The organism is Barnesiella sp. WM24, from assembly GCF_004570975.1.
GTDB lineage: Bacteria > Bacteroidota > Bacteroidia > Bacteroidales > Muribaculaceae > Muribaculum.
In genome coordinates, this window is record NZ_SPPC01000004.1 from 149435 (window position 1) to 169686 (window position 20252).

The following is a 20252-nucleotide window of genomic DNA, read 5'->3' on the forward strand; positions in this document are numbered from 1 at the left end:
TCAAAGCTCGTCGGAATCATCACCCGATTTTGGAGTCGCAAGACACAATATCCATAAGAATAACGCGCTGCCTGCCGCCGCCGCGACAAGCGACAACGTCTGCATGGTGGATGTGGTGCCGACAAGCAGCATAAGCCATCCGCCAAGAAGCGCACCGCATATGCCGACACACACAGCAAACGCCGTGCTTCTTACCTTGTGGACCAGACGTCCGACCATAAAACCGCCTATTATACCGATGATTGTCCAAACAATCCAAAGTGAGCCTGCCATAATACACTACCGTTTAAAGATTAAAATAAAAAGTTCACCGTGCGCGGACCATTAGGTCCATGCACGGTCATGAGTTCCAGTATTCAAAGATTGTAAGCCACAATAACAGCAATGCTATCAATACCGTAACTCCTATCCACAACCAAGTGGTCACTCGCTGTTGTCTCTCTCTCTTCATAAGATTCCAAAAATAAGATAGTCGATATAATTTTACTTATACAACAATCTTCCACAGCAATAGTTTGTGTCACCCGGCTACGGCTCAAGCCACAATATGTCGCCTCAACATCCGAGAACCCTGCGCAAGGTGTCGACCTGCGTCTCCCAGAGTCCTTTCGCGTCGTCAGCTTCGTCGGGCTCGGCAAAATCCACGACAGTAAGCGTCGTATGTTCCGTCAGTTCATTGACCGAGATGCGCATCTCAAAATAGCTGCGCCCCTCGGTGTCGTCCCAGCGAAACCTGACCGACTGCTCGTTGCGCATGCCGAGCAATGTCGCCGTCTGCTGATGACCGTCCCACTCAAATATGTACTTCTTTCCCGACACGCTTACCCGGTCGGCAAACCATTCCTTCAGTCCTGACGCCGTCGAGATATAGCTCCACAAAAGCGGCACAGGCACACTTCTCATCGAGAACTCCAACTGATACTTTTGCATTTCCATCGTTAAAAAAATTACTGTAATGCGAAATAAGCACATTTCACCGATACGCCCAAATATTTTCGTGGCAAATCTTGAACCTAATTATTTTTTGAGGAGTTATGAAAAATGCTTATATTTGCATGCGTAAAATAACAGTCATAGGACAAGTAAAAAAGATTTTTTTCACTAAATACTAAAATTCATGGTAAGTTACAAAGACCTCGGCTTGGTCAACACTCGCGAGATGTTTGCCAAAGCTATCAAGGGCGGCTATGCAGTACCCGCTTTCAACTTTAACAACATGGAGCAGCTTCAGGCTATCATCAAGGCTGCAGCAGAAGACCGTTCACCCGTGATCCTTCAGGTATCAAAGGGCGCGCGCAACTATGCCAACTCCATCCTTCTCCGCTATATGGCACAGGGTGCTGTTGAATATGCAAAGAGCCTCGGCTGGGAAAATCCTCAGATCTGCCTTCACCTCGACCACGGTGACAGCTTCGAGCTTTGCAAGGATTGCATCGACAACGGTTTCTCTTCAGTGATGATCGACGGTTCTCACCTCCCCTACGAGGAAAACGTTGCTCTCACCAAGAAAGTCGTAGAGTATGCTCATCAGTTTGACGTGACTGTAGAAGGTGAGCTTGGTGTACTCGCAGGCGTTGAGGATGAAGTTTCATCTGACCACCACACCTACACCGATCCCGAGGAAGTAATCGACTTCGCTACCCGCACCGGCTGCGACAGCCTCGCTATCTCAATCGGTACTTCTCACGGTGCCTACAAGTTCACTCCCGAGCAGTGCACCCGCAATGCAGAAGGCAAGCTCGTTCCCCCGCCATTGGCATTCGACGTGCTTGACGCCGTAATGGAGAAGCTTCCCGGATTCCCCATCGTGCTCCACGGTTCTTCTTCAGTGCCCCAGGAGTATGTTGACATGATCAACAACTACGGCGGCAAGTTGCCCGATGCTATCGGTATCCCCGAAGAAGAGCTCCGCAAGGCTGCAAAGAGCGCCGTTTGCAAGATCAACATCGACTCTGACAGCCGTCTTGCAATGACTGCTGCCGTTCGCAAGGTTCTCGCTGAGAAGCCCGCAGAGTTTGACCCCCGCAAGTATCTCGGTCCGGCTCGTGACGAAATGGAGAAGCTTTACAAGCACAAGATTGAGAACGTTCTTGGCAGCAAGGACAAAGCTTAATCCACGCTCGTCAACCATTACGATATTGTTTCCGGAAGAATCATCTTTTGCATGTAATAGATGATTCCTTCGGAAACATTTTTTATATACATATCTTTCCGGGGATATCGCTCCGCTCAATCCCCGGCTAAACAAAGACAATCCCCTTCGGGGAAACCATGCGGCATCGCGCCCCTTCCCAGATGGGCGATAAGGTCGCGAAGATTGCGGTAAAAAATTTCCCTGCAGGGTCGCGGCATGGTTGTTTCCCCGAAGGGGATAATCCATGTGTAGCCGTGGGTTGAGCGAAGCGATACCCCCGGTAGCCCGTGCCCCATTATGATGTTTCCGAAGGAATCATCTTTTGCATGTAATTGATGATTCCTTACGGAAACATCCGCCTTTTGTGCATCTTTCCGGGGGTATCGCTCCGCTCAACCCCCGGCTAAACAAAGACAATCCCCTTCGGGGAAAATGCGCCCATAACCCGCATAACCCGCAAAAACGGGCTGCAATTTTCCGGTTATTCGTTTTGTTGCTCAAAATTTATTTATAACTTTGCGGTTGCATACCGTATCGTGAAGCCACGCCTGTTGGGAGAGGTTCAGCCGAGCCGACCCCGGTCAGGGGGTTCAGCGGCGCGGGATGTAGTGAAAATACATAAGAAAGCGTTTATCCGCGCTGATTCTTGACCATCTGGAATTCTCGCAAAATTTCATAACAAAGTCAAGGGTTGAGCAACGGTAGATGCCCGTGGATATGTAATTATCTTGCTTTCGGCATGATATTTCGTGAGAAATACAGCCGGACGCTTTGATTGCATATACAGGCGTGGGCTTCTGCGTTGCCGTCCGACTTTGTTAGGGCAATGCGAGAAGCCTCAGATGGTAGGGACGGTAACAGATACAGATTCCTACGCTTTTCCATTTATAAACCAATCGCGCCGACAAGAGGAGTCCATAAGGCAAACATACTGCTTTACCCTTAAAAACACAGATTGAAATAATATCCTAAAATTTAGCTTGATAAACCACCAGAATCATACTAATATTATAATTTACGGACAAAATGAAAAAATTTTTACTTACAATGCTTTTGGGGCTGTTAACATTCCCCTCATTCGCGCAGGTATTTGATTTTACCTACGAAGGAAAAACATTGCGCTATTATGTAATTGATGAAGACTCCAATGAGGTTGAGGTTGAGAAAAGTTCTACGTTGCTATCAGGTGACCTCATCATTCCTTCCTTAGTAAATTACGACAATTGCAATTATATAGTCACCCACATTGCCAACAAGGCGTTCTATAAATGCAGTAGCCTCACTTCTGTGAAAATTCCCAATTCTGTCGAAACTATTGGCGAATCTGCGTTTATGTATTGCGATAACCTTACTTCTATAGAGATTCCCAATTCAGTCAAGACAATTGGTGAATCGGCGTTCATTGCTTGCAGCAGTCTTGTTTCTATTGATGTAGATCATGAAAATATACATTATAAATCTATCGAGGGTGTGCTTTATACAGAAAACGCAACAACCCTAATTCAGTATCCTATGGGGAATAATAATACATCATATACAATTCCCAATTCAGTTGTATCAATTGGTGCGGGTGCATTCCACGCTTGCAGCAGCCTCACTTCGGTGGAGATTCCCAATTCTGTCGAAACTATTGGCAAATATGCGTTTATGTATTGCAATAACCTTACTTCTATAGAGATTCCCAATTCAGTCAAGACAATTGGTGAATCGGCGTTTAAGCAATGTAATAGTCTTGCTTCAATAGTAATTCCCAATTCTGTCGAGACTATTGGCGAATCTGCGTTTATGTATTGCCGAGGTCTTGCCTCTGTTGAGATTTCCAATTCAGTTGAGACTATTTGTAAAAAGATGTTCTATGGTTGCAAGAGCCTTGCCTCTGTGGAAATCCCCAATTCAGTCAAGACAATTGGTGAATCTGCATTCAGTTATTGCCATAGTTTTATTTCAGTTGTAATACCAGATAATGTCACGATTATCGGAACTGAGGCTTTTTACTATTGTGAGGCTCTTAGAGATGTAACTCTCCCAGCTAACCTTGATGAGTTGGGGTATAATGCATTTGGCAACTGCTCACGCATCAAGAAAATTAAGTATCGCGGAAGAACACTTGTTTGGACAGACGCAATCATGTTCGCGGATAATATTTACAAAGAAGCTACTTTGTGTGTCCCCAAAGGAACTACTTCACTCTTTCAGACTGTAGCTCCATGGAAAAATTTTGTTAATATCATAGAGGTAGAATATGAATATTCGGGGATTGACGCAGTGGAAGCTGATGCTTGCGAGACGGTGGAGATTTACAATCTCAACGGCGTGTATGTAGGCAGCGACAAGAGCAATCTTTCTACTGGCGTCTATATTATCCGTCGGGGCGATAAGGTCGAGAAGATTGCGGTAAAATAATCCGCATGGTTGCGGCATGGTCGTTTCCCCGCAGGGGATAATCCATGTTTAGGTCCCACCAAGATATTGTTTCCGGAAGAATCATCTTTTGCATGTAATAGATGATTCCTTCGGAAACATTTTTTATATACATATCTTTCCGGGGGTATCGCTCCGCTCAATCCCCGGCTAAACAAAGACAATCCCCTTCGGGGAAACCATGCGGCATCGCGCCCCGCGCACCTTCGGGGAAACCATGCGGACCCGCCCGCCCAATGCCGCTTGCCGTTTTTGGTCAAGCGAGTGCACCTCGGTGCGCCCATATCCCGCCATGCAGCAATGCTGCCGCCCCAAAGCGGCGGGGATATTGCGCTCAACACTTTCGTATGTCGCTTTTATTGAGTAACTTTGTGGCGCTAAATCAGCTTTATCAACATTAAAACTTATTCAATAACATAGATTCATGGCTCTTCAATGCGGCATAGTAGGACTTCCCAATGTAGGCAAGTCAACTCTTTTCAACTGTTTATCAAACGCTAAGGCTCAGTCAGCCAACTTTCCCTTCTGTACAATCGAGCCTAATGTAGGCGTAATCACCGTGCCCGACGAGCGTCTCAACAAGCTTGTCGAGATGTGTCAGCCCAAAAGCGTGGTGCCGGCGACAGTCGAGATAGTCGACATAGCCGGACTGGTAAAGGGCGCAAGCAAGGGCGAAGGTCTCGGCAACAAGTTTCTTGCCAACATCCGCGAGACCGACGCCATAATACATGTGCTCCGCTGCTTCGACGACGACAATATAACTCACGTCGACGGCACAGTCGACCCGGTGCGCGACAAGGAGATTATCGACTACGAACTGCAACTGAAGGACCTTGAGACAGTAGAGGCGCGCATAGCTAAGACCCAAAAGCAGGCGCAGACCGGCGGCGACAAGGTGGCAAAGTTGCAATATGATGTGCTATGCCGCTTCAAAGAGGCGCTTGACCAAGGCAAGCCCGCACGCTCAGTGACATTTGACAGCGTTGACGAGCAGCGTTTTGCCCGCGACCTCTTCCTTCTCACCAATAAGCCGGTGCTGTATGTATGCAATGTCGATGACTCATCGGCGGTAAACGGCAACAAACATGTCGATGCCGTAAGAGAGGCTATCAAGGATGAAAACGCCCAGATGCTTATCGTGGCGGCACAGACCGAAGCCGACATCGCAGAACTTGACACCTGGGAGGAACGTCAGGAATTTCTCAACGAGATAGGGCTTGAGGAGTCTGGTGTAAGCCGCCTTATCCGCTCGGCATATGCGCTGCTCAATCTCCAGACCTACTTCACGGCAGGGCCCGATGAAGTAAGGGCATGGACATTCATGCGCGGCTCCAAGGCTCCGCAGTGTGCCGGAATAATCCACACCGATTTCGAGAAAGGATTTATCCGCGCCGAGGTCATAAAATATGACGACTACGTAAATCTCGGCGGAGAGACCGGAGTGAAAGAAGCCGGAAAACTCGGCATTGAAGGCAAGGAATATGTAGTGCAGGACGGCGACATCATGCACTTCCGCTTCAACGTATAAACGACACGTGGCTGCCCCGCAAAAGATAGACAGGCGCAACAACATGGATGTCGTGAGATACTATCTCGCGCTAAGTGTCGTGATTGCCCATTACAATCTGCTCACGGGGCACTCCATACCCTGGATTACATCCTCCTACACTGCCGTAGGAGGATTTTTCGCATTAAGCGGATTTCTCATTTTCGGGAGCTACATCAGACACACCGACCTTAAATCCTACATTACAAGCCGCATGCGCAGGCTTCTCCCGCCCTATATATTTATAGTGACTGCATGCGCCATAGGTCTTGTTGCGGTAAGCTCGCTTTGCGCCTCTCAATATTTCAGTGACAGCGGCTTAATCAAATATCTTGCCGCCAACCTGTCATTTCTGAATTTCCTGCATCCGGGACTTCCGGGCGTCTTTGAAGGCGACAATTTTGTCAACACCGCCGTAAACGGCTCTCTGTGGACGATGAAAATCGAGTGGGCTCTATACCTGTCGGTCCCTTTGGTGTACTTTCTCTACAAGCGATTTCGCTGGAACAACACCATGACCTTTGTGGTTATAATCCTGCTGTCGGTCGCCTACAGGCTTCTGTTTTATCATCTCTATGCCACCACCGGCAACAACATCTATTTCATCCTGTCACGCCAGTTTTTCGGACAGATGTGCTACTTTTATACCGGCGTGCTTATATACTTTCATTTTGACAGGTTCATGAGATATAAATGGCACATCATCATCGCGTGTCTCATCATAATCCTGTCGCTCAACGGATTACCATATTACAACATTACTATTCAGCCATTTGTCGACGCCACACTCGTTCTCTGGGTGTCACTTGTCGGCAGCTGGGGCTACCGGTTGAGCCGCCACGACAACATATCCTACGACATCTATCTTTTTCATTATCCTGTAATCCAAGTATGCGTATGGGCAGGCGCGGGAACTCTTCCTGAGGAGGCGTCACTTGCCATTGTCCTTCTCTCGACCGTATTATTGTCTGTAATATCATGGAATCTTGTCGGCAGACCGTTTATGAACTCACGGAAAAAGCGCCTGTCATAAACTTTTTTTCATCCACTTCCGTTATAGATATAAACGTATTCTTCTATTTATCTATGAACGGGAAACTTAAAATGTTTCTGGCGATACTTTCGGTCTATCCCCTGGGAATCCAAGCCCAAGGGATAGACGATGTTATATCGTCATTGAAAACGACAGGACATTTTGATGCCACAGTCGACTACTCGGTGCTGATGTCACTGCAGGATGATGTTGACTACACGTTGCACCTGCAATCATGGGAAGCACCCGGCGACACCCTCTCTCCATGTGACTATCTTATCGACTGGAAGGTAGCCACACCCTCAGGCGATGCGACAGGCTTCTCGGCTTATTACGACGGACACGCCTACAATTTCCGCGGCGACCGACTCCTTGAATATCACTTTGACCGCGACAGCACCCTGTTCAAGACTCGCGGCACAGGCGCGGCGTCACTGCCGGGAGTACAGCGCAGGGCGCAGTTTTCAGAACTCCTTCCTCAGTTTATTGCTGAGCAGCTTGCCGAGATAAAGGACAACCCCGACTACACCTGCACCGTGCATCCCGACACTGTTATAAACGGGAAAAAATGTATTGCGGTTGATGGCGTGATGGACATGTCAGGTCAGATTCTAAAAGAATTCCTGTATGTCTTCGACGCCTCCGGAAAAATGCCGCTCATGGTAAATCTCGAAAATAATCCCGGCGCACTCGCCGAGCAGTCAATAAACGCGACCTACACCTATAAGCCTGCGACGTCAGGCTCTACCGAAAGCATAAGCGAGGAGAAACTCCTTACTCTATATCCGGAGATTTTTGACCGATACCGCGAAAGCAATTTCGCCATCGAGAAGCTTCCCGGTCAAAGATTGCCGGGATTTGCACTGCCCACGACGACAGGCGAGCGCTATTCGCGTATGCTCGGCGACCGATTCCGAGCAACAACGATCATCGCGCTTCTCGACCCTAAGGCAGCGTTTTCCGAAGCAACAGTAGGGGCTGTGCGCGACGCTGTAGACAAGCTGCCGTTTAACAGCGACGTGATATGGGCGTTCACGGGCAACAATGTCGATGAAATCGAGCACATTATTCCATCTATCCGCGTAGGCGAACATCTGCTGATGAGCGCCAAACCGCTTGCCCGTGATTGCGGCGCCACTTCCTTCCCCACTCTGATAATATGTCGCCCCGACGGCACAGTGTCAGATGTAATACTCGGTTACAACAATGACCTGTCGTCAGTTGTTATACAGAAAGCGGCATCGTCCGTGAAATGACTAACTCAAAATAAATTTATAATTATGGAAACCGTATATTTCAAGGGGGATGCGTGTCACACAGCAGGCGTGCTGCCCTCTGTAGGGGAAAAAGCTCCCGACTTCACCCTCGTTGACGCCGACCTTAAAGAATTGCATCCGGCTGATTTTCCCGGCAAAAAAATCGTGTTAAACATATTTCCGAGTCTTGACACAGCAGTGTGTGCGATGAGCGTAAGGAAGTTCAACGAAAAGGCTGCGTCTAAAAAAGATGCCGTAGTGCTTTGTGTGTCTATGGACCTCCCCTTCGCGGCAAAACGTTTTTGCACGCTTGAAAACATCAACAACGTATATCCCGCCTCGGCATTCCGCTCTCCGGAGTTCACCAAGGAATATGGCGTCGAGCTTGTCGACGGTCCGTTGAAAGGATTGCTGACCCGCGCCGTCATCATCATCGATGAAAACGGCAAGGTAATCTATCGCGACCTTGTAAGCGAAATCACAGAAGAGCCCGATTATGAGGCTGCACTGAAAATGCTCTAAGAGCTGACTCTAAACTTTCGACTTCATAAAATCTTCATAGAGGCGGATATAATCCGCCTCTATGTATTTGTCGGAGGCAAGAACAAGACACACTGCACCGGAGGAAAAGTCATCAAGCGTGCGCCATATTCCCGGCACGATATGAAGCCCGCGGTCAGGGCGGTTGAGCATGTAAGTGTGCTTCTCGGTCCCGTCATCCACAGTGACGGTGAAACTTCCGCTCGCCGCCACGATGAGCTCGTGGAGCGCCTTGTGGGAATGACCGCCACGGCTTTCTCCGCCCGGCACATCATAAAGATAATAAGTGCGCTTTATCTCAAACGGAAATTCACCGTTATTCTGAACAACCGTAAGGTTTCCTTCCCGCTTGCCGGAATGGGTCTCAAGCATCACTATCCCGCAATCCGATATACGGGAGTCCTTCATATCACTCATAATCGTAATTGTTTACTATTTCTGAAATCTCACGCGCATCGTCAAGCGAAGTGCATGCCGGATTCACAGGCAGGCTCACCACCTCTGCCGCGAGCCTGTCGGCTATAGGCAGCGACAGCCCCGAATACTCCATGTAACACGGTTGCCTGTGAGGAGGCAACGGATAGTTCACGTCGGTGCCTACACCGCAGTCATTCATATAGGCACGGAAACGCTCGCGGTCCGACACCCTCACGACATACTGGTGCCATACATGCCGCCCTGTCAGTTCACGCGGCAATATGACTCCGGGATTGGATATGCACTCTCCGTAGACCGACGCAATCGCGCGCCGCCCCTCTGTCTCCTCGTCAAGATGGGCAAGGCGCACCTTCAGCATCGCCGCCTGCAAAGTGTCAAGCCGGCTGTTATAACCCTGATATATATTATGGTATCGTCGCGAACTGCCATAATTGGCAAGTGCCCTTACAGCCGAGGCAAGTTCGCGGTCATCGGTTGTCACCGCACCGGCATCACCGATCGCACCTATATTTTTTGTAGGATAAAAACTGAACGCCGCGGCATTGCCGAGATGCCCCGTACTGATTCCGTCAACACTCGCCCCGATAGCCTGGGCATTGTCCTCGATCAGTTTCAGCCCGTGACGCTGCGCCACGTCAGCCATAATCGTCGAGTAGGCAGGCTGCCCGTAAAGATGCACAGTCATTATCGCCCGTGTCTTTGGCGTGACCGCCGCTTCAATCAGAGTGTCGTCAATATTCATTGTGGCAAGCGACGGCTCCACAAACACAGGCTTCAGCCCCATATCGGTGACGGCAAGCACCGTAGCTATATAGGTATTGGACGGGACGATGACTTCATCGCCCGGACTCATGACGCCAAGCTCGATATAGCCTCTGAGTATCAGGCGCAACGCGTCAAGACCGTTTGCAACCCCGACGGCATATCCGGCGCCGCATGAATCGGCAAGCAGGCGTTCAAACGATTCCACCTCATCACCGCCCACATATCTGCCGCTGTCTATAACGCGGCAACAAGCCTCTTTAAGTTCCGATGCATAGGGGCGGGTCACTTTTGACAAGTCGAGAAAAGGATATTTAATCATCAGTCATGTCTTTTATTTGTCACCCTGCGCCACAAGACGGCAAAACTCATCGTAATCCCTTATATAGTCAGCCTCGTCGTAAAGCGTCGACGACAGCACGTAAGCGAGCGAATTGGTAGAAAAATTATCGATATAACGCCATGTCATCGGGGGCACATAAAGCCCGTAGTAAGAGCGCGACAGGTGATAGCGGCGCTCGTCGTTACCATCTGACAACACTACATCAAATGACCCCGACAAGGCTACAATGACCTCCTCCTGGGCATGAAACGCATGCCCCCACCGCTTTTTGCCACCCGGCACATCATAAATCCAGTAAGCGCGGCAAAGCTTGAACGGCAACTGTTCAGGCGCCTGTATAAACGAAAGATTTCCTCTCGGGTCCTCGATCTTAGGGAAATCGATTGTATGCACTTTACTCAACGCCATTTTCCGCAAGCTGTATAAGATAAGCACCATATTCATTTTTAGCCATCGGCGCCGCGAGCGCCAACAACTGCTCCGCATCTATATATCCCTTGCGGAAAGCTATCTCTTCAAGAGCCGCCACTTTGAAGCCCTGACGCTTCTCGATAGTCTCGATAAAGCTTGAAGCCTCCATCAGCGAGTCGGTAGTGCCGGTGTCAAGCCATGCAAATCCTCTGCCGAAGCGCTTTACCGCGAGCTTCTGACGTCCGAGATAGTTCAGGTTGACCGAGGTGATTTCAAGCTCACCTCGCGCCGACGGCTTTATCTCTTTCGCCACCTTCACCACATCGTTAGGATAAAAATACAACCCCACGACAGCATAGTCAGAGACAGGAAACTCAGGCTTTTCTTCTATCGACAGCGCCTTGCCCGTCTCATCAAACGCAACAACACCGTAACGCTGCGGGTCATGAACCTTATAGGCAAACACCACCGCCTCATCACGCTCTGAAGTCACTTTCACCGCATCGAGCAACATTCCGGTAAATCCCTGACCGTAAAAGATATTGTCACCGAGCACAAGACACACATCGTCATCTCCGATAAACTCCTCGCCGATTATAAACGCCTGGGCAAGTCCCTCGGGACGAGGCTGTTCAGCATAGCTGAAGTTGACGCCCAGCGACTTGCCGTCGCCGAGAAGGCGCTTGAAGCCGGGAAGATCGTCGGGGGTCGATATGATCAATATGTCACGTATGCCGGCGAGCATCAACACCGAGATGGGGTAATATACCATCGGCTTGTCATATATCGGGATGAGCTGCTTGGAGACCCCCTTTGTAATCGGATATAAACGCGTGCCGGAACCTCCGGCGAGTACTATTCCTTTCATTGTATCATCAGTTTAATAAATGACTCCTGTCAAAAAGTCAGGTAATATTGTGCAATTTACAAAAATTCCATGATATTGTATCTCTATCAACATATAAAAAAGGAAAAGCTGCCTTATAAAAATATAAGACAGCCTTTTCATTAGGTTAAGCATGCATCAAATTCCTGGGTAGTTATGTCAGCACAGACCTTTGTCCTGCCCATGCTTTATAACAGCCTCACAGATAAAATCAGTGATGCTGTCAACCTGTTCGAGAACCGCATGCACTGTCGCCGGTGCATTAAAGCCATAACGCTTTACGGTCGATTTTTTGCGGCCTGCACCGGGGCGGCGTCCGCCTCTTTTCTTTGCAGATTCTTCCATAATTCGCCTAAACTAATTGCACAAAAAACTTAATGTTGATAAAACAGAGTCGCCTCTGAAAACATTTGCAAATCTACAAAAAAAGTAACATCAAACCTCAATTATTAATGATTTTTTGGTTGCTTTGTGTTTAAAATATGAATATAGTAACACACAATCTATCAATATTTAAAACACATTAACAGTGTTGAGCAACCTCTACACCCTTTTGCTTAAAATTCGTTAGAACACTGATTAGGGATTATACCGGTTCTTGTCGTAAAAGTTCATTATCTCCATTGCCTGAGCCAATGCCCCCTTTGCCGGCGACGACGGATCAAGGCTCAACGATGTCGTGTAGTCGTTGATTGCCTTGCGCCGACATTCCATGCGCCAATAAAGCCGCCCGCGCTCATAATATAGCGACGCATCATCCGGAGCCGACTCCATAAGCTTGCCGATGGCAACAATTGCCGCTTCAATATCGTTATTATCAATAAGATGTGCTACTTCGGTAGGTAATGTCATATTTTTTTACTATTTTTGAAATTACAAATTTACAAACAATGAAAAGGATAACAGCACTTCTTTCAATAATTATTTCGGTCCACTGTCTATATGCAGCGTCGCCGGCAGCCGCAACCTACAATTCAATCCAGTGTGAGGGTAGCGCCATGCCTTACCCTACCCCCAAAGAATCGGCAAGTTATCCTGACTCCCTTACTCCGGTCATGATCAACCATGTCGGCAGACACGGTGCGCGTTACCCGTCATCGGCTTCGCGCCCTCTCGCCATGAAACGGGCTCTCCAACATGCCGACTCGCTTGGGACCATAACCCCGCTCGGCAGGGAACTGCTTGCAGTAACTGAAAATGTCATAACCCGCAGCAACGGAAAGTGGGGTGCGCTCGATTCACTCGGCATGGCGGAGCAGCGTGGTATAGCGGCAAGAATGTTTGCCAACTACCCCAACCTCTTTGCCAACGGAAAAGTATCGGCGCTGTCATCGTTTGCCCCGAGATGCATCATGAGCATGTATTCTTTCACCCATCAGCTTGCAAGGATGAACAACCGGCTGGAGATATTCACCTCCTCCGGACGTCAGAACTCCCCGCTCATGCGCCCCTTTGACATAGACCAGGATTATATCGACTATCGCAATGACAAGCCTTACGACGATGTACTGAAATCTTATATCGCGGAGACAGCTCCCGTAGCGCCGGTAAAGCGTGTGCTGGGAGAGGGATACCCTCTTGATGAAGAGCACATGCGCGACCTTGCAATAACCGAATACGGACTGCTTGCCGGACTTAGCGCGATGGGCTACGATGTCGATGTATTGAAATTTCTTACTATCGATGAATACAACAGCCTATGGTCGTGCAATAACCTCCGGCAATACCTCGAACGCACAGCCAATACAATATCGACCGTGCCAGCCGACATCGCCGCCGACCTTCTTATGAATCTTATAAACACCACCGACGAGGTAGCCGAACGACGCAGCGACACGCGTGTAATGCTGCGGTTCGGTCATGCCGAGACTCTGATGCCGCTATTGTCGCTCATGCACATACCCGGCTGCTATTATATGACCAACTATTTCGACACCGTAGACTCCCACTGGCGCAACTTCTATGTCGTGCCGATGGCTTCCAACCTACAGATAATACTGTTTCGCGCTAAAAGCGGCAGGCTATATGCAAGATTTGACCTCAACGAAGTGCCTGTCACTCTGATTCCCGGCAACGACTCTGTATATATCCCCTGGTCGACAGCACGCCAATACCTCCGACGCTGCCTGCCCGCCCACATGCAGATTTAACCGCCACCTCGCCCATCGAGTTTACATTGTCAGGAATTTCTGTAGCTTAATAAAGGTATTTCTTAGCAACGCGGTTAACCGTTGGAAACCAAACAAGGGCTATTCTCTTTTATGGAGAATAGCCCTTGTTGATGATGTTTCTTGAAAGAATTATTTATAACGCTCCCAAGTCCAAAGGTCATAGTAGCCAAAAGCATCGTGTCCATCCCATTCATCCTCTGACGGATCATAGTCTTCAGAGGGGATAGCGTATCTTTGCCATACGATTTTATTCTGTGAGACTGATTTGACTCTCATTTTTTCAATTTGAGTCTCACCATAGAAGTCGATAGTAATATTAACCCAACCATCTTTATAAGACCAGTTGAATTTATATCCTTCATGATTGTTTTGATAATCGGTCAAATTTTCATAACCGACTCCAGTCCCGTTAGCATTGACAACTAAAATGTCATTGTCGCCATCTTGCGCCCATGACCCCACAATAATAGAGGTTAATTCATCGCCTGCTGGTTCATCGTCATCATCGCTACAGCTTGTAAAAGCCATTGACATAATGACACACAGAGCTACAGCGACCAGTGACTGTAGATGTAAAAGTTTGTGTTTCATTGCAAAACAATGTTTTAATGCTTCACAATCCCTACAAAGCGGTTAAGATTTGGATAAAGAAAAGGTGTGGGATTGTACTCTGCATATCCCTTTTAGTAGGCTTCTCGCATTGCCTTAGATAGAAGATAGACAGCAAACCCACACCGAGAAGCTATATAGATACCCGATAAGGGGTAAGTATAAGCAACCGATGCAGGTGCTATTCTCGTTATCTTTCTATCTATTAGCGAATTTTGCGAGAATTTACTAAAAGAAGATAATTCAAATAACACCTTTTCAGATGTAATGAGCCAACTCTTCGGCTCTATTTCCAACCGCAAAATTACATTTTTTTTACGGTTTATGTCAATAGTTTGTGCAAAAATAAGTTTGGGTTAGGACATATACATTGATATTGAACCAAAACAATGGATATATGCCGAGCAAAAGGATAGCACTAAAAGTTTCTGCCATCTACCTCTGTAATGGTAATCATGATAAAAAAGTCGTCCGGACTACCGACAACGGCAGCCCGGACAGAATCATATATATATTCCAACAAAACAGATTAATAGTTATTTTTCTTGCGCTCGAAATAGCCTTGCTCTTTTCCGCAAACGGGACACTTGCCGGGAGCCGACTTTCCGCGATGGATATAACCGCAATAACGACACTGCCACTCTTCTTCCTCTTCATCCTTGAACACGGATTCGCTTTGCAGACGCTCAAGCAACTTCAGATAGCGAGCCTCATGACCTTGCTCTACCGATGCTACAAGCTTGAAATGAGATGCAATGCGAGGAAATCCTTCCTCCTGTGCCACGCGGGCAAAATCGAGATATAGGTCAGCCCACTCTTCATGCTCGCCGGCTGCGGCTTCCTGAAGATTGCGCTTGGTGTCACCGACCGGACCCGCAGGATAAGAAGCGGTAATCTCAAGCATTCCTTCGTCAAGGAAGCTGAAGAAACTCTTAGCGTGGGCATACTCCTGCTCGGCAGTCTCAAGGAAGATGGCGGCTATCTGCTCGTAACCCTCCTCTTTTGCGACCTCGGCAAAAATTGTATAACGACCGCGAGCCTGCGACTCACCGGCAAATGATTTCAGAAGATTCTTCTCTGTCTGTGTTCCCTTTATGCTTTTTTTGTCCATAAGATTTGATTTAAATAAATTACACTATCTTAACGCTTGCAGCGTCATAATTGTTCAAAAGACCGACTTTATAAATATTTTTAAAACTTTTCTTGCAAATTATTTGTATTTTCAACAAAACCACGTATATTTGCAACGAAAAGAAACAACAACATGAATATCTCAATTATCCATACAATTTATTGGTGGCACATCGGCAATAATTATCGATGGCGTCATTATTATGGATAGTCTTAATCAGAAAAAATCTATCTTATTATTATTTTATTATAGCATGCCATCGAAAAGTCAATTTCGATGGCTTCTTCTTTTATTACCTATTTATTACTACTATTTTATGAACACTGTTTTCAATCATATCCTCCCGGTAGATGATGCCGGCTATTACGGAAAGTTTGGAGGGGCTTACATCCCGGAAATCCTGTATCGAAGCGTCGACAGGCTCAAAGAGGCGTTTTACCGTTACGCGACCGACGATGAATTTAACCGCGAATACCGTGACCTTCTGCGTGACTATGTGGGACGTCCGTCACCGCTCTATCGCGCCGACCGTCTCAGCAGCCATTATGACACCAACATATATCTTAAACGCGAAGACCTCAACCACACCGGCGCCCACAAGATAAACAATGCCATCGGCTCGGTGCTTCTTGCAAAGCGCATGGGCAAGACACGAATTATCGCCGAGACCGGCGCCGGACAACACGGAGTCGCGACAGCCACAGTATGCGCCCTGATGAATCTTGACTGCACAGTCTACATGGGGGCTACCGACATTGAACGCCAGCAGCCCAATGTGCAGCGCATGAAGATGCTCGGCGCAAAAGTGGAGCCTGTACACTCCGGCAACAAGACCCTGAAAGATGCCACAAATGAAGCGATACGCGACTGGTGTTGCCACCCCGACAGTTTTTATGTGATCGGGAGCACCGTAGGTCCCCACCCTTACCCGGAGATGGTGGCCTATTTTCAGTCAGTGATAAGCGAGGAAATCAAGAAGCAGCTTCTTCAGCACATAGGCAAGGAAGACCCTGACTATGTGATAGCCTGCATCGGGGGTGGCAGCAACGCCGCCGGCGCGTTCTATCATTTCATCGACAATCCTGCCGTAAAGCTTATCGCGGCGGAAGCGGCAGGAAAAGGTGTCGACACTGACATGACGGCCGCGACAATGTATGCCGGAAGTGAGGGCATTATCCACGGGTCAAAGACAATGGTGATGCAGACCCCCGACGGGCAGATTATCGAGCCATATTCCGTGTCGGCAGGTCTGGACTATCCCGGTGTAGGACCCCTGCACGCCTTTCTTGCCACTTCGGGAAGAAGCGAAGTGATTCCCGTGACCGACGACGAGGCTCTCGCAGCCGCTTTCCGACTGACCCGTACCGAGGGCATAATACCGGCACTGGAATCGGCTCACGCACTTGGCGTGCTTGACAAAAAGCAGTTTGATAAAGATGACATAGTTGTCATTAATCTGTCGGGAAGAGGCGACAAGGACATGCACACCTACATGTCACTGATGACCGGCAATCAATATAATCTCGAAAACTAACCACCCGAATAATCATGACGTATAATCTTAGTGTAATATCACGCATAATCCCTGCCGACCTTGAGACTCCTGTAGGCATATATCTGAAAATACGTGACCTATATCCCGAGTCGGCGCTGCTTGAAAGCTCCGACTACCACACGTCCCAAAACTCCATAAGCTACATCGGCGTAAACCCGGTGGCGTCATTCACGGTAATCGACGGGACCACCGTCGCCGAATATCCCGACGGCACCTCGGTCGTCACTCCGGTGACAGGCAGGGGCGAGGTGACACAACGCCTTAAAGAGTATGTCGAGTCGTTCCACTCGACAGGTCATAAATGGAATGATGCCAACGGATTGTTTGGTTTTACGGCATATGATTGCGTGCGCTATTTTGATAAAGTCGATATAAGCCGACGCGATGAATGTTTTGAGGGAATACCCGACATGAAATATGTGCTTTACAGGTTTGTAATCTGCGTAAACCACTATAAAAACCAGATGACTGTCTACGAGCATCTCTCTCCCGGCGAAGAGTCGCGCATAGACGAACTTGTAAGCATCATGCGCAATAACAATGTGGCGCAATACCCTTTCAAAGCCACAGGCGAGGCAGTATCTACAATCACCGACAGCCGGTATATGGACATGGTAAGGGAAGGCATACGCCACGCGATGCGGGGCGACGTGTTTCAGATTGTACTGTCACGGCGTTTCAGCCAGGCATTTGAAGGCGATGAGTTCAATGTCTACAGGGCTTTAAGATGTGTCAACCCGTCGCCTTATCTGTTTTACTTCGACTTCGGGAGTTTCCGGATATTCGGCTCGTCGCCTGAAACCCATCTGCGCGTGGAGGGCAACCGGGCATATATCGACCCCATAGCCGGTACTTTCAGGCGCACAGGCGATGATGCACGTGACCGCGAGCTCGCACAGGCACTACTTGCCGACGCCAAGGAAAACGCCGAACACATAATGCTTGTCGACCTTGCACGCAACGACCTGTCGCGTAGCGGAGGCACTGTGGATATAGAGTTTTTAAAACAGATTCAATATTACTCCCATGTCATCCACATGGTGTCAAGGGTCAGCGCCACACTTCCCGACGATGCCGACATCTACAGCCTGTATGCAGCGACATTTCCCGCCGGCACTCTCAGCGGTGCGCCTAAAGTAAGGGCGATGCAGCTCATCGACGAAATAGAGCCTCACAACCGCATGACCTACGGAGGCTGTATCGGGTTCATCGGCTTTGGCGGCAGCCTTAACCAGGCGATAACGATACGCAGCTTCCTGAGCTGTGGCGGCAAGCTTTACTCGCAGGCCGGCGCGGGGATTGTGGCACGCTCATGCCCGGAGACAGAATTACAGGAAACCAACAATAAACTCGGTGCGCTGGTAAATGCGGTAAAATATGCCGAGACATTCGGACACTAACACCCCACTATGACAATGAGACTTCTTATACTTGACAATTACGACTCCTTCACCTACAATATCGTACACGCTGCGCGTCAGCTTGGATTCACTCCGGAAGTATATCGCAACGATGAGATTTCCATCGATGACATAGACCGATATGACAAGATTATCCTTTCCCCGGGGCCCGGCATACCTGAAGAGGCAGGTATAATGCCTGATTTAATTAAACGATATGCCGACACAAAATCAATTCTCGGCATATGCCTCGGCGAACAAGCTATAGGCGAATGTTTCGGGGCGAAACTGCGCAATCTCGCTGACGTGTACCACGGCATCCAGTCAGAAATCACCGTCATCGGAGATGACTATATCTTCAGCGGATTGCCCGAGCGCATTAAAGTGGGGCGCTACCATTCATGGGTCGTGGACGGCAATTCGCTACCCGACACCCTTGAGGTTACAGCAGTAAGCGACGACGGGGAAATAATGGCTATACGACATAAGACATTGGATGTAAGGGGTGTGCAGTTTCACCCTGAATCGGTGCTGACTCCCGAGGGTACAAAAATTTTATCTAACTGGCTAAGCAAGTAAAGAGCAATGAAAAATATATTACAGAAAATGTTTGAACACAAGAGCCTGTCGCGCGATGAAGCGCGTGACATACTCCTGAATATCGCCGATGGAAAGTATAATGACTCCCAGTTGTCGGCATTCATGACCGTATATCTCATGCGCAGCATCACCCTTGACGAGCTGAGCGGATTTCGCGACGCCTTGCTTGAACGCCGGTTGCAGCCCGACCTCGGCGATACAGACGCAATCGACATCGTTGGCACCGGCGGTGACGGCAAAAACACGTTCAACATATCCACGGCATCATGTTTCGTTGTCGCCGGAGCGGGCGAAAAAGTGGTAAAGCATGGCAATTACGGTGCAAGCTCAATATCAGGGGCGTCAAATGTGCTTGAACAGCATGGCGTCAAATTCACCTCCGACAGCGACCGCCTGCGCCGGTCGCTCGACGAATGTGGCGTCGCCTACCTGCATGCCCCATTTTTCAGCCCGGCACTGAAAAGCGTGGCGGCGGCACGGAAATCTCTCGGTGTACGCACATTTTTCAATATGCTCGGACCGCTTGTCAACCCCACTCTACCACGATTCCGTCTTTTAGGTGTCTATAATCTGAAGCTTATGAGACTGTATAAGTATATCTCGCAGCAGGAAGGCGTTCAGTGTACGGTAGTTCACTCGCTTGACGGCTATGACGAAGTGTCGCTGACATCTCCGTTCAAGGTGTCAAAAGGCGACGAGGAACAGATGTACACTCCTGAATCGCTCGGATTTTCCCGTGCAAGGGAGGAAGACCTTTCCGGTGGCGACACCCCTGAAGAAGCAGCCGTGATATTTGACAATGTTCTTAAAGGCGAGGCGACAAAAGCTCAACATGACTGCGTGGTTGCAAATGCCGCATTTGCCCTTGCCACTCTCGATCAGTCACTATCGATTGATGACGCGATAAAACGTGCCGACGAGTCAATCTGGAGCGGCAGCGCACTTAAATGTTTCAACCGGTTTGTAACCCTTAATAGCTGAAAAGAAGCCATCAACCACAATAAAGCGTATTCTT

21 protein-coding genes are annotated in these 20252 nt (G+C 48.6%); 11 read left to right on the plus strand and 10 right to left on the minus strand.

Going from position 1 to position 20252, the window contains the following annotated elements; all coding sequences use genetic code 11:
• Both E4T81_RS05475 and E4T81_RS05480 read right to left on the minus strand, forming a co-directional pair.
• Complete coding sequence (locus E4T81_RS05475) at nt 1-273, minus strand: GlsB/YeaQ/YmgE family stress response membrane protein (protein ID WP_135042203.1); 273 nt, start codon at nt 271-273, stop codon at nt 1-3.
• Nucleotides 274-555: 282 nt separating this feature from the next.
• Nucleotides 556-936, minus strand: a complete 381-nt coding sequence (locus E4T81_RS05480; RefSeq protein WP_135042205.1) for an START-like domain-containing protein — start codon at nt 934-936, stop codon at nt 556-558.
• Nucleotides 937-1117: 181 nt separating this feature from the next.
• On the opposite strand from E4T81_RS05480, the gene E4T81_RS05485 reads away from it, so the two are divergent.
• From E4T81_RS05485 to tpx, 6 genes are all read left to right on the plus strand, one after another.
• Nucleotides 1118-2113 carry a class II fructose-bisphosphate aldolase gene (locus E4T81_RS05485; RefSeq protein WP_135042207.1) on the plus strand — a complete coding sequence of 332 codons (996 nt, stop codon included), beginning with the start codon at nt 1118-1120 and terminating at the stop codon, nt 2111-2113.
• 1047 nt (nt 2114-3160) lie between these two features.
• The gene (locus tag E4T81_RS05490) at nt 3161-4537 is read left to right on the plus strand and encodes a leucine-rich repeat domain-containing protein (RefSeq protein WP_135042209.1); all 1377 of its coding nucleotides are present in this window, start codon (nt 3161-3163) and stop codon (nt 4535-4537) included.
• 442 nt (nt 4538-4979) lie between these two features.
• A complete protein-coding gene (ychF, locus tag E4T81_RS05495; RefSeq protein ID WP_135042211.1) occupies nt 4980-6083 on the plus strand; it encodes a redox-regulated ATPase YchF in 1104 nt (367 codons plus the stop codon).
• 7 nt (nt 6084-6090) lie between these two features.
• Entirely contained in the window at nt 6091-7134 is a 1044-nt protein-coding gene (locus E4T81_RS05500; RefSeq protein ID WP_135042212.1) for an acyltransferase, read from the plus strand.
• A gap of 53 nt (nt 7135-7187) precedes the next feature.
• Entirely contained in the window at nt 7188-8390 is a 1203-nt protein-coding gene (locus E4T81_RS05505; RefSeq protein ID WP_135042214.1) for a hypothetical protein, read from the plus strand.
• Nucleotides 8391-8414: 24 nt separating this feature from the next.
• On the plus strand, nt 8415-8912 hold the full coding sequence (tpx, locus tag E4T81_RS05510) for a thiol peroxidase (protein ID WP_135042216.1): 498 nt from the start codon (nt 8415-8417) through the stop codon (nt 8910-8912).
• 9 nt (nt 8913-8921) lie between these two features.
• Here the strand turns inward: tpx and E4T81_RS05515 are convergent, their stop codons facing one another.
• The 6 genes from E4T81_RS05515 to E4T81_RS05540 all read right to left on the minus strand — a co-directional run bounded on the left by E4T81_RS05515 (nt 8922) and on the right by E4T81_RS05540 (nt 12622).
• A complete protein-coding gene (locus E4T81_RS05515; protein WP_135042451.1) occupies nt 8922-9338 on the minus strand; it encodes an FdtA/QdtA family cupin domain-containing protein in 417 nt (138 codons plus the stop codon).
• 1 nt (nt 9339) lies between these two features.
• The gene (locus tag E4T81_RS05520) at nt 9340-10452 is read right to left on the minus strand and encodes a DegT/DnrJ/EryC1/StrS aminotransferase family protein (RefSeq protein ID WP_135042218.1); all 1113 of its coding nucleotides are present in this window, start codon (nt 10450-10452) and stop codon (nt 9340-9342) included.
• 12 nt (nt 10453-10464) lie between these two features.
• Nucleotides 10465-10881 (minus strand): FdtA/QdtA family cupin domain-containing protein, encoded by a 417-nt coding sequence (locus E4T81_RS05525; RefSeq protein ID WP_135042220.1) that lies wholly within the window; start codon nt 10879-10881, stop codon nt 10465-10467.
• Complete coding sequence (gene rfbA / locus E4T81_RS05530) at nt 10868-11752, minus strand: glucose-1-phosphate thymidylyltransferase RfbA (RefSeq protein WP_135042222.1); 885 nt, start codon at nt 11750-11752, stop codon at nt 10868-10870. The genes E4T81_RS05525 and rfbA overlap by 14 nt, the downstream gene beginning before the upstream one ends.
• A 177-nt stretch (nt 11753-11929) precedes the next feature.
• A complete protein-coding gene (locus E4T81_RS05535) occupies nt 11930-12115 on the minus strand; it encodes a hypothetical protein (RefSeq protein WP_135042224.1) in 186 nt (61 codons plus the stop codon).
• Between the two features lie 234 nt (nt 12116-12349).
• On the minus strand, nt 12350-12622 hold the full coding sequence (locus E4T81_RS05540) for a tetratricopeptide repeat protein (protein WP_135042226.1): 273 nt from the start codon (nt 12620-12622) through the stop codon (nt 12350-12352).
• 38 nt (nt 12623-12660) lie between these two features.
• On the opposite strand from E4T81_RS05540, the gene E4T81_RS05545 reads away from it, so the two are divergent.
• A complete protein-coding gene (locus E4T81_RS05545) occupies nt 12661-13920 on the plus strand; it encodes a histidine-type phosphatase (protein WP_135042228.1) in 1260 nt (419 codons plus the stop codon).
• 150 nt (nt 13921-14070) lie between these two features.
• On the opposite strand, the gene E4T81_RS05550 is transcribed toward E4T81_RS05545, so the two are convergent.
• Both E4T81_RS05550 and rbr read right to left on the minus strand, forming a co-directional pair.
• Nucleotides 14071-14532, minus strand: coding sequence for a hypothetical protein (locus tag E4T81_RS05550; RefSeq protein ID WP_135042230.1), 462 nt, complete (start codon nt 14530-14532; stop codon nt 14071-14073).
• Between the two features lie 547 nt (nt 14533-15079).
• Entirely contained in the window at nt 15080-15661 is a 582-nt protein-coding gene (gene rbr / locus E4T81_RS05560) for a rubrerythrin (protein WP_135042232.1), read from the minus strand.
• Nucleotides 15662-15998: 337 nt separating this feature from the next.
• Here rbr and trpB point away from each other — a divergent pair, with 337 nt between their 5' ends.
• From trpB to trpD, 4 genes are read left to right on the plus strand one after another with little or no spacing between them, the layout of a single operon-like run.
• Nucleotides 15999-17216 carry a tryptophan synthase subunit beta gene (trpB, locus tag E4T81_RS05565; protein WP_135042234.1) on the plus strand — a complete coding sequence of 406 codons (1218 nt, stop codon included), beginning with the start codon at nt 15999-16001 and terminating at the stop codon, nt 17214-17216.
• A 14-nt stretch (nt 17217-17230) separates the two neighbouring features.
• A complete protein-coding gene (locus E4T81_RS05570) occupies nt 17231-18637 on the plus strand; it encodes an anthranilate synthase component I family protein (RefSeq protein ID WP_135042236.1) in 1407 nt (468 codons plus the stop codon).
• A gap of 15 nt (nt 18638-18652) precedes the next feature.
• On the plus strand, nt 18653-19216 hold the full coding sequence (locus E4T81_RS05575) for an aminodeoxychorismate/anthranilate synthase component II (RefSeq protein ID WP_135042238.1): 564 nt from the start codon (nt 18653-18655) through the stop codon (nt 19214-19216).
• 6 nt (nt 19217-19222) lie between these two features.
• The gene (trpD, locus tag E4T81_RS05580) at nt 19223-20218 is read left to right on the plus strand and encodes an anthranilate phosphoribosyltransferase (protein ID WP_135042240.1); all 996 of its coding nucleotides are present in this window, start codon (nt 19223-19225) and stop codon (nt 20216-20218) included.
• Nucleotides 20219-20252 lie beyond the last annotated feature (34 nt).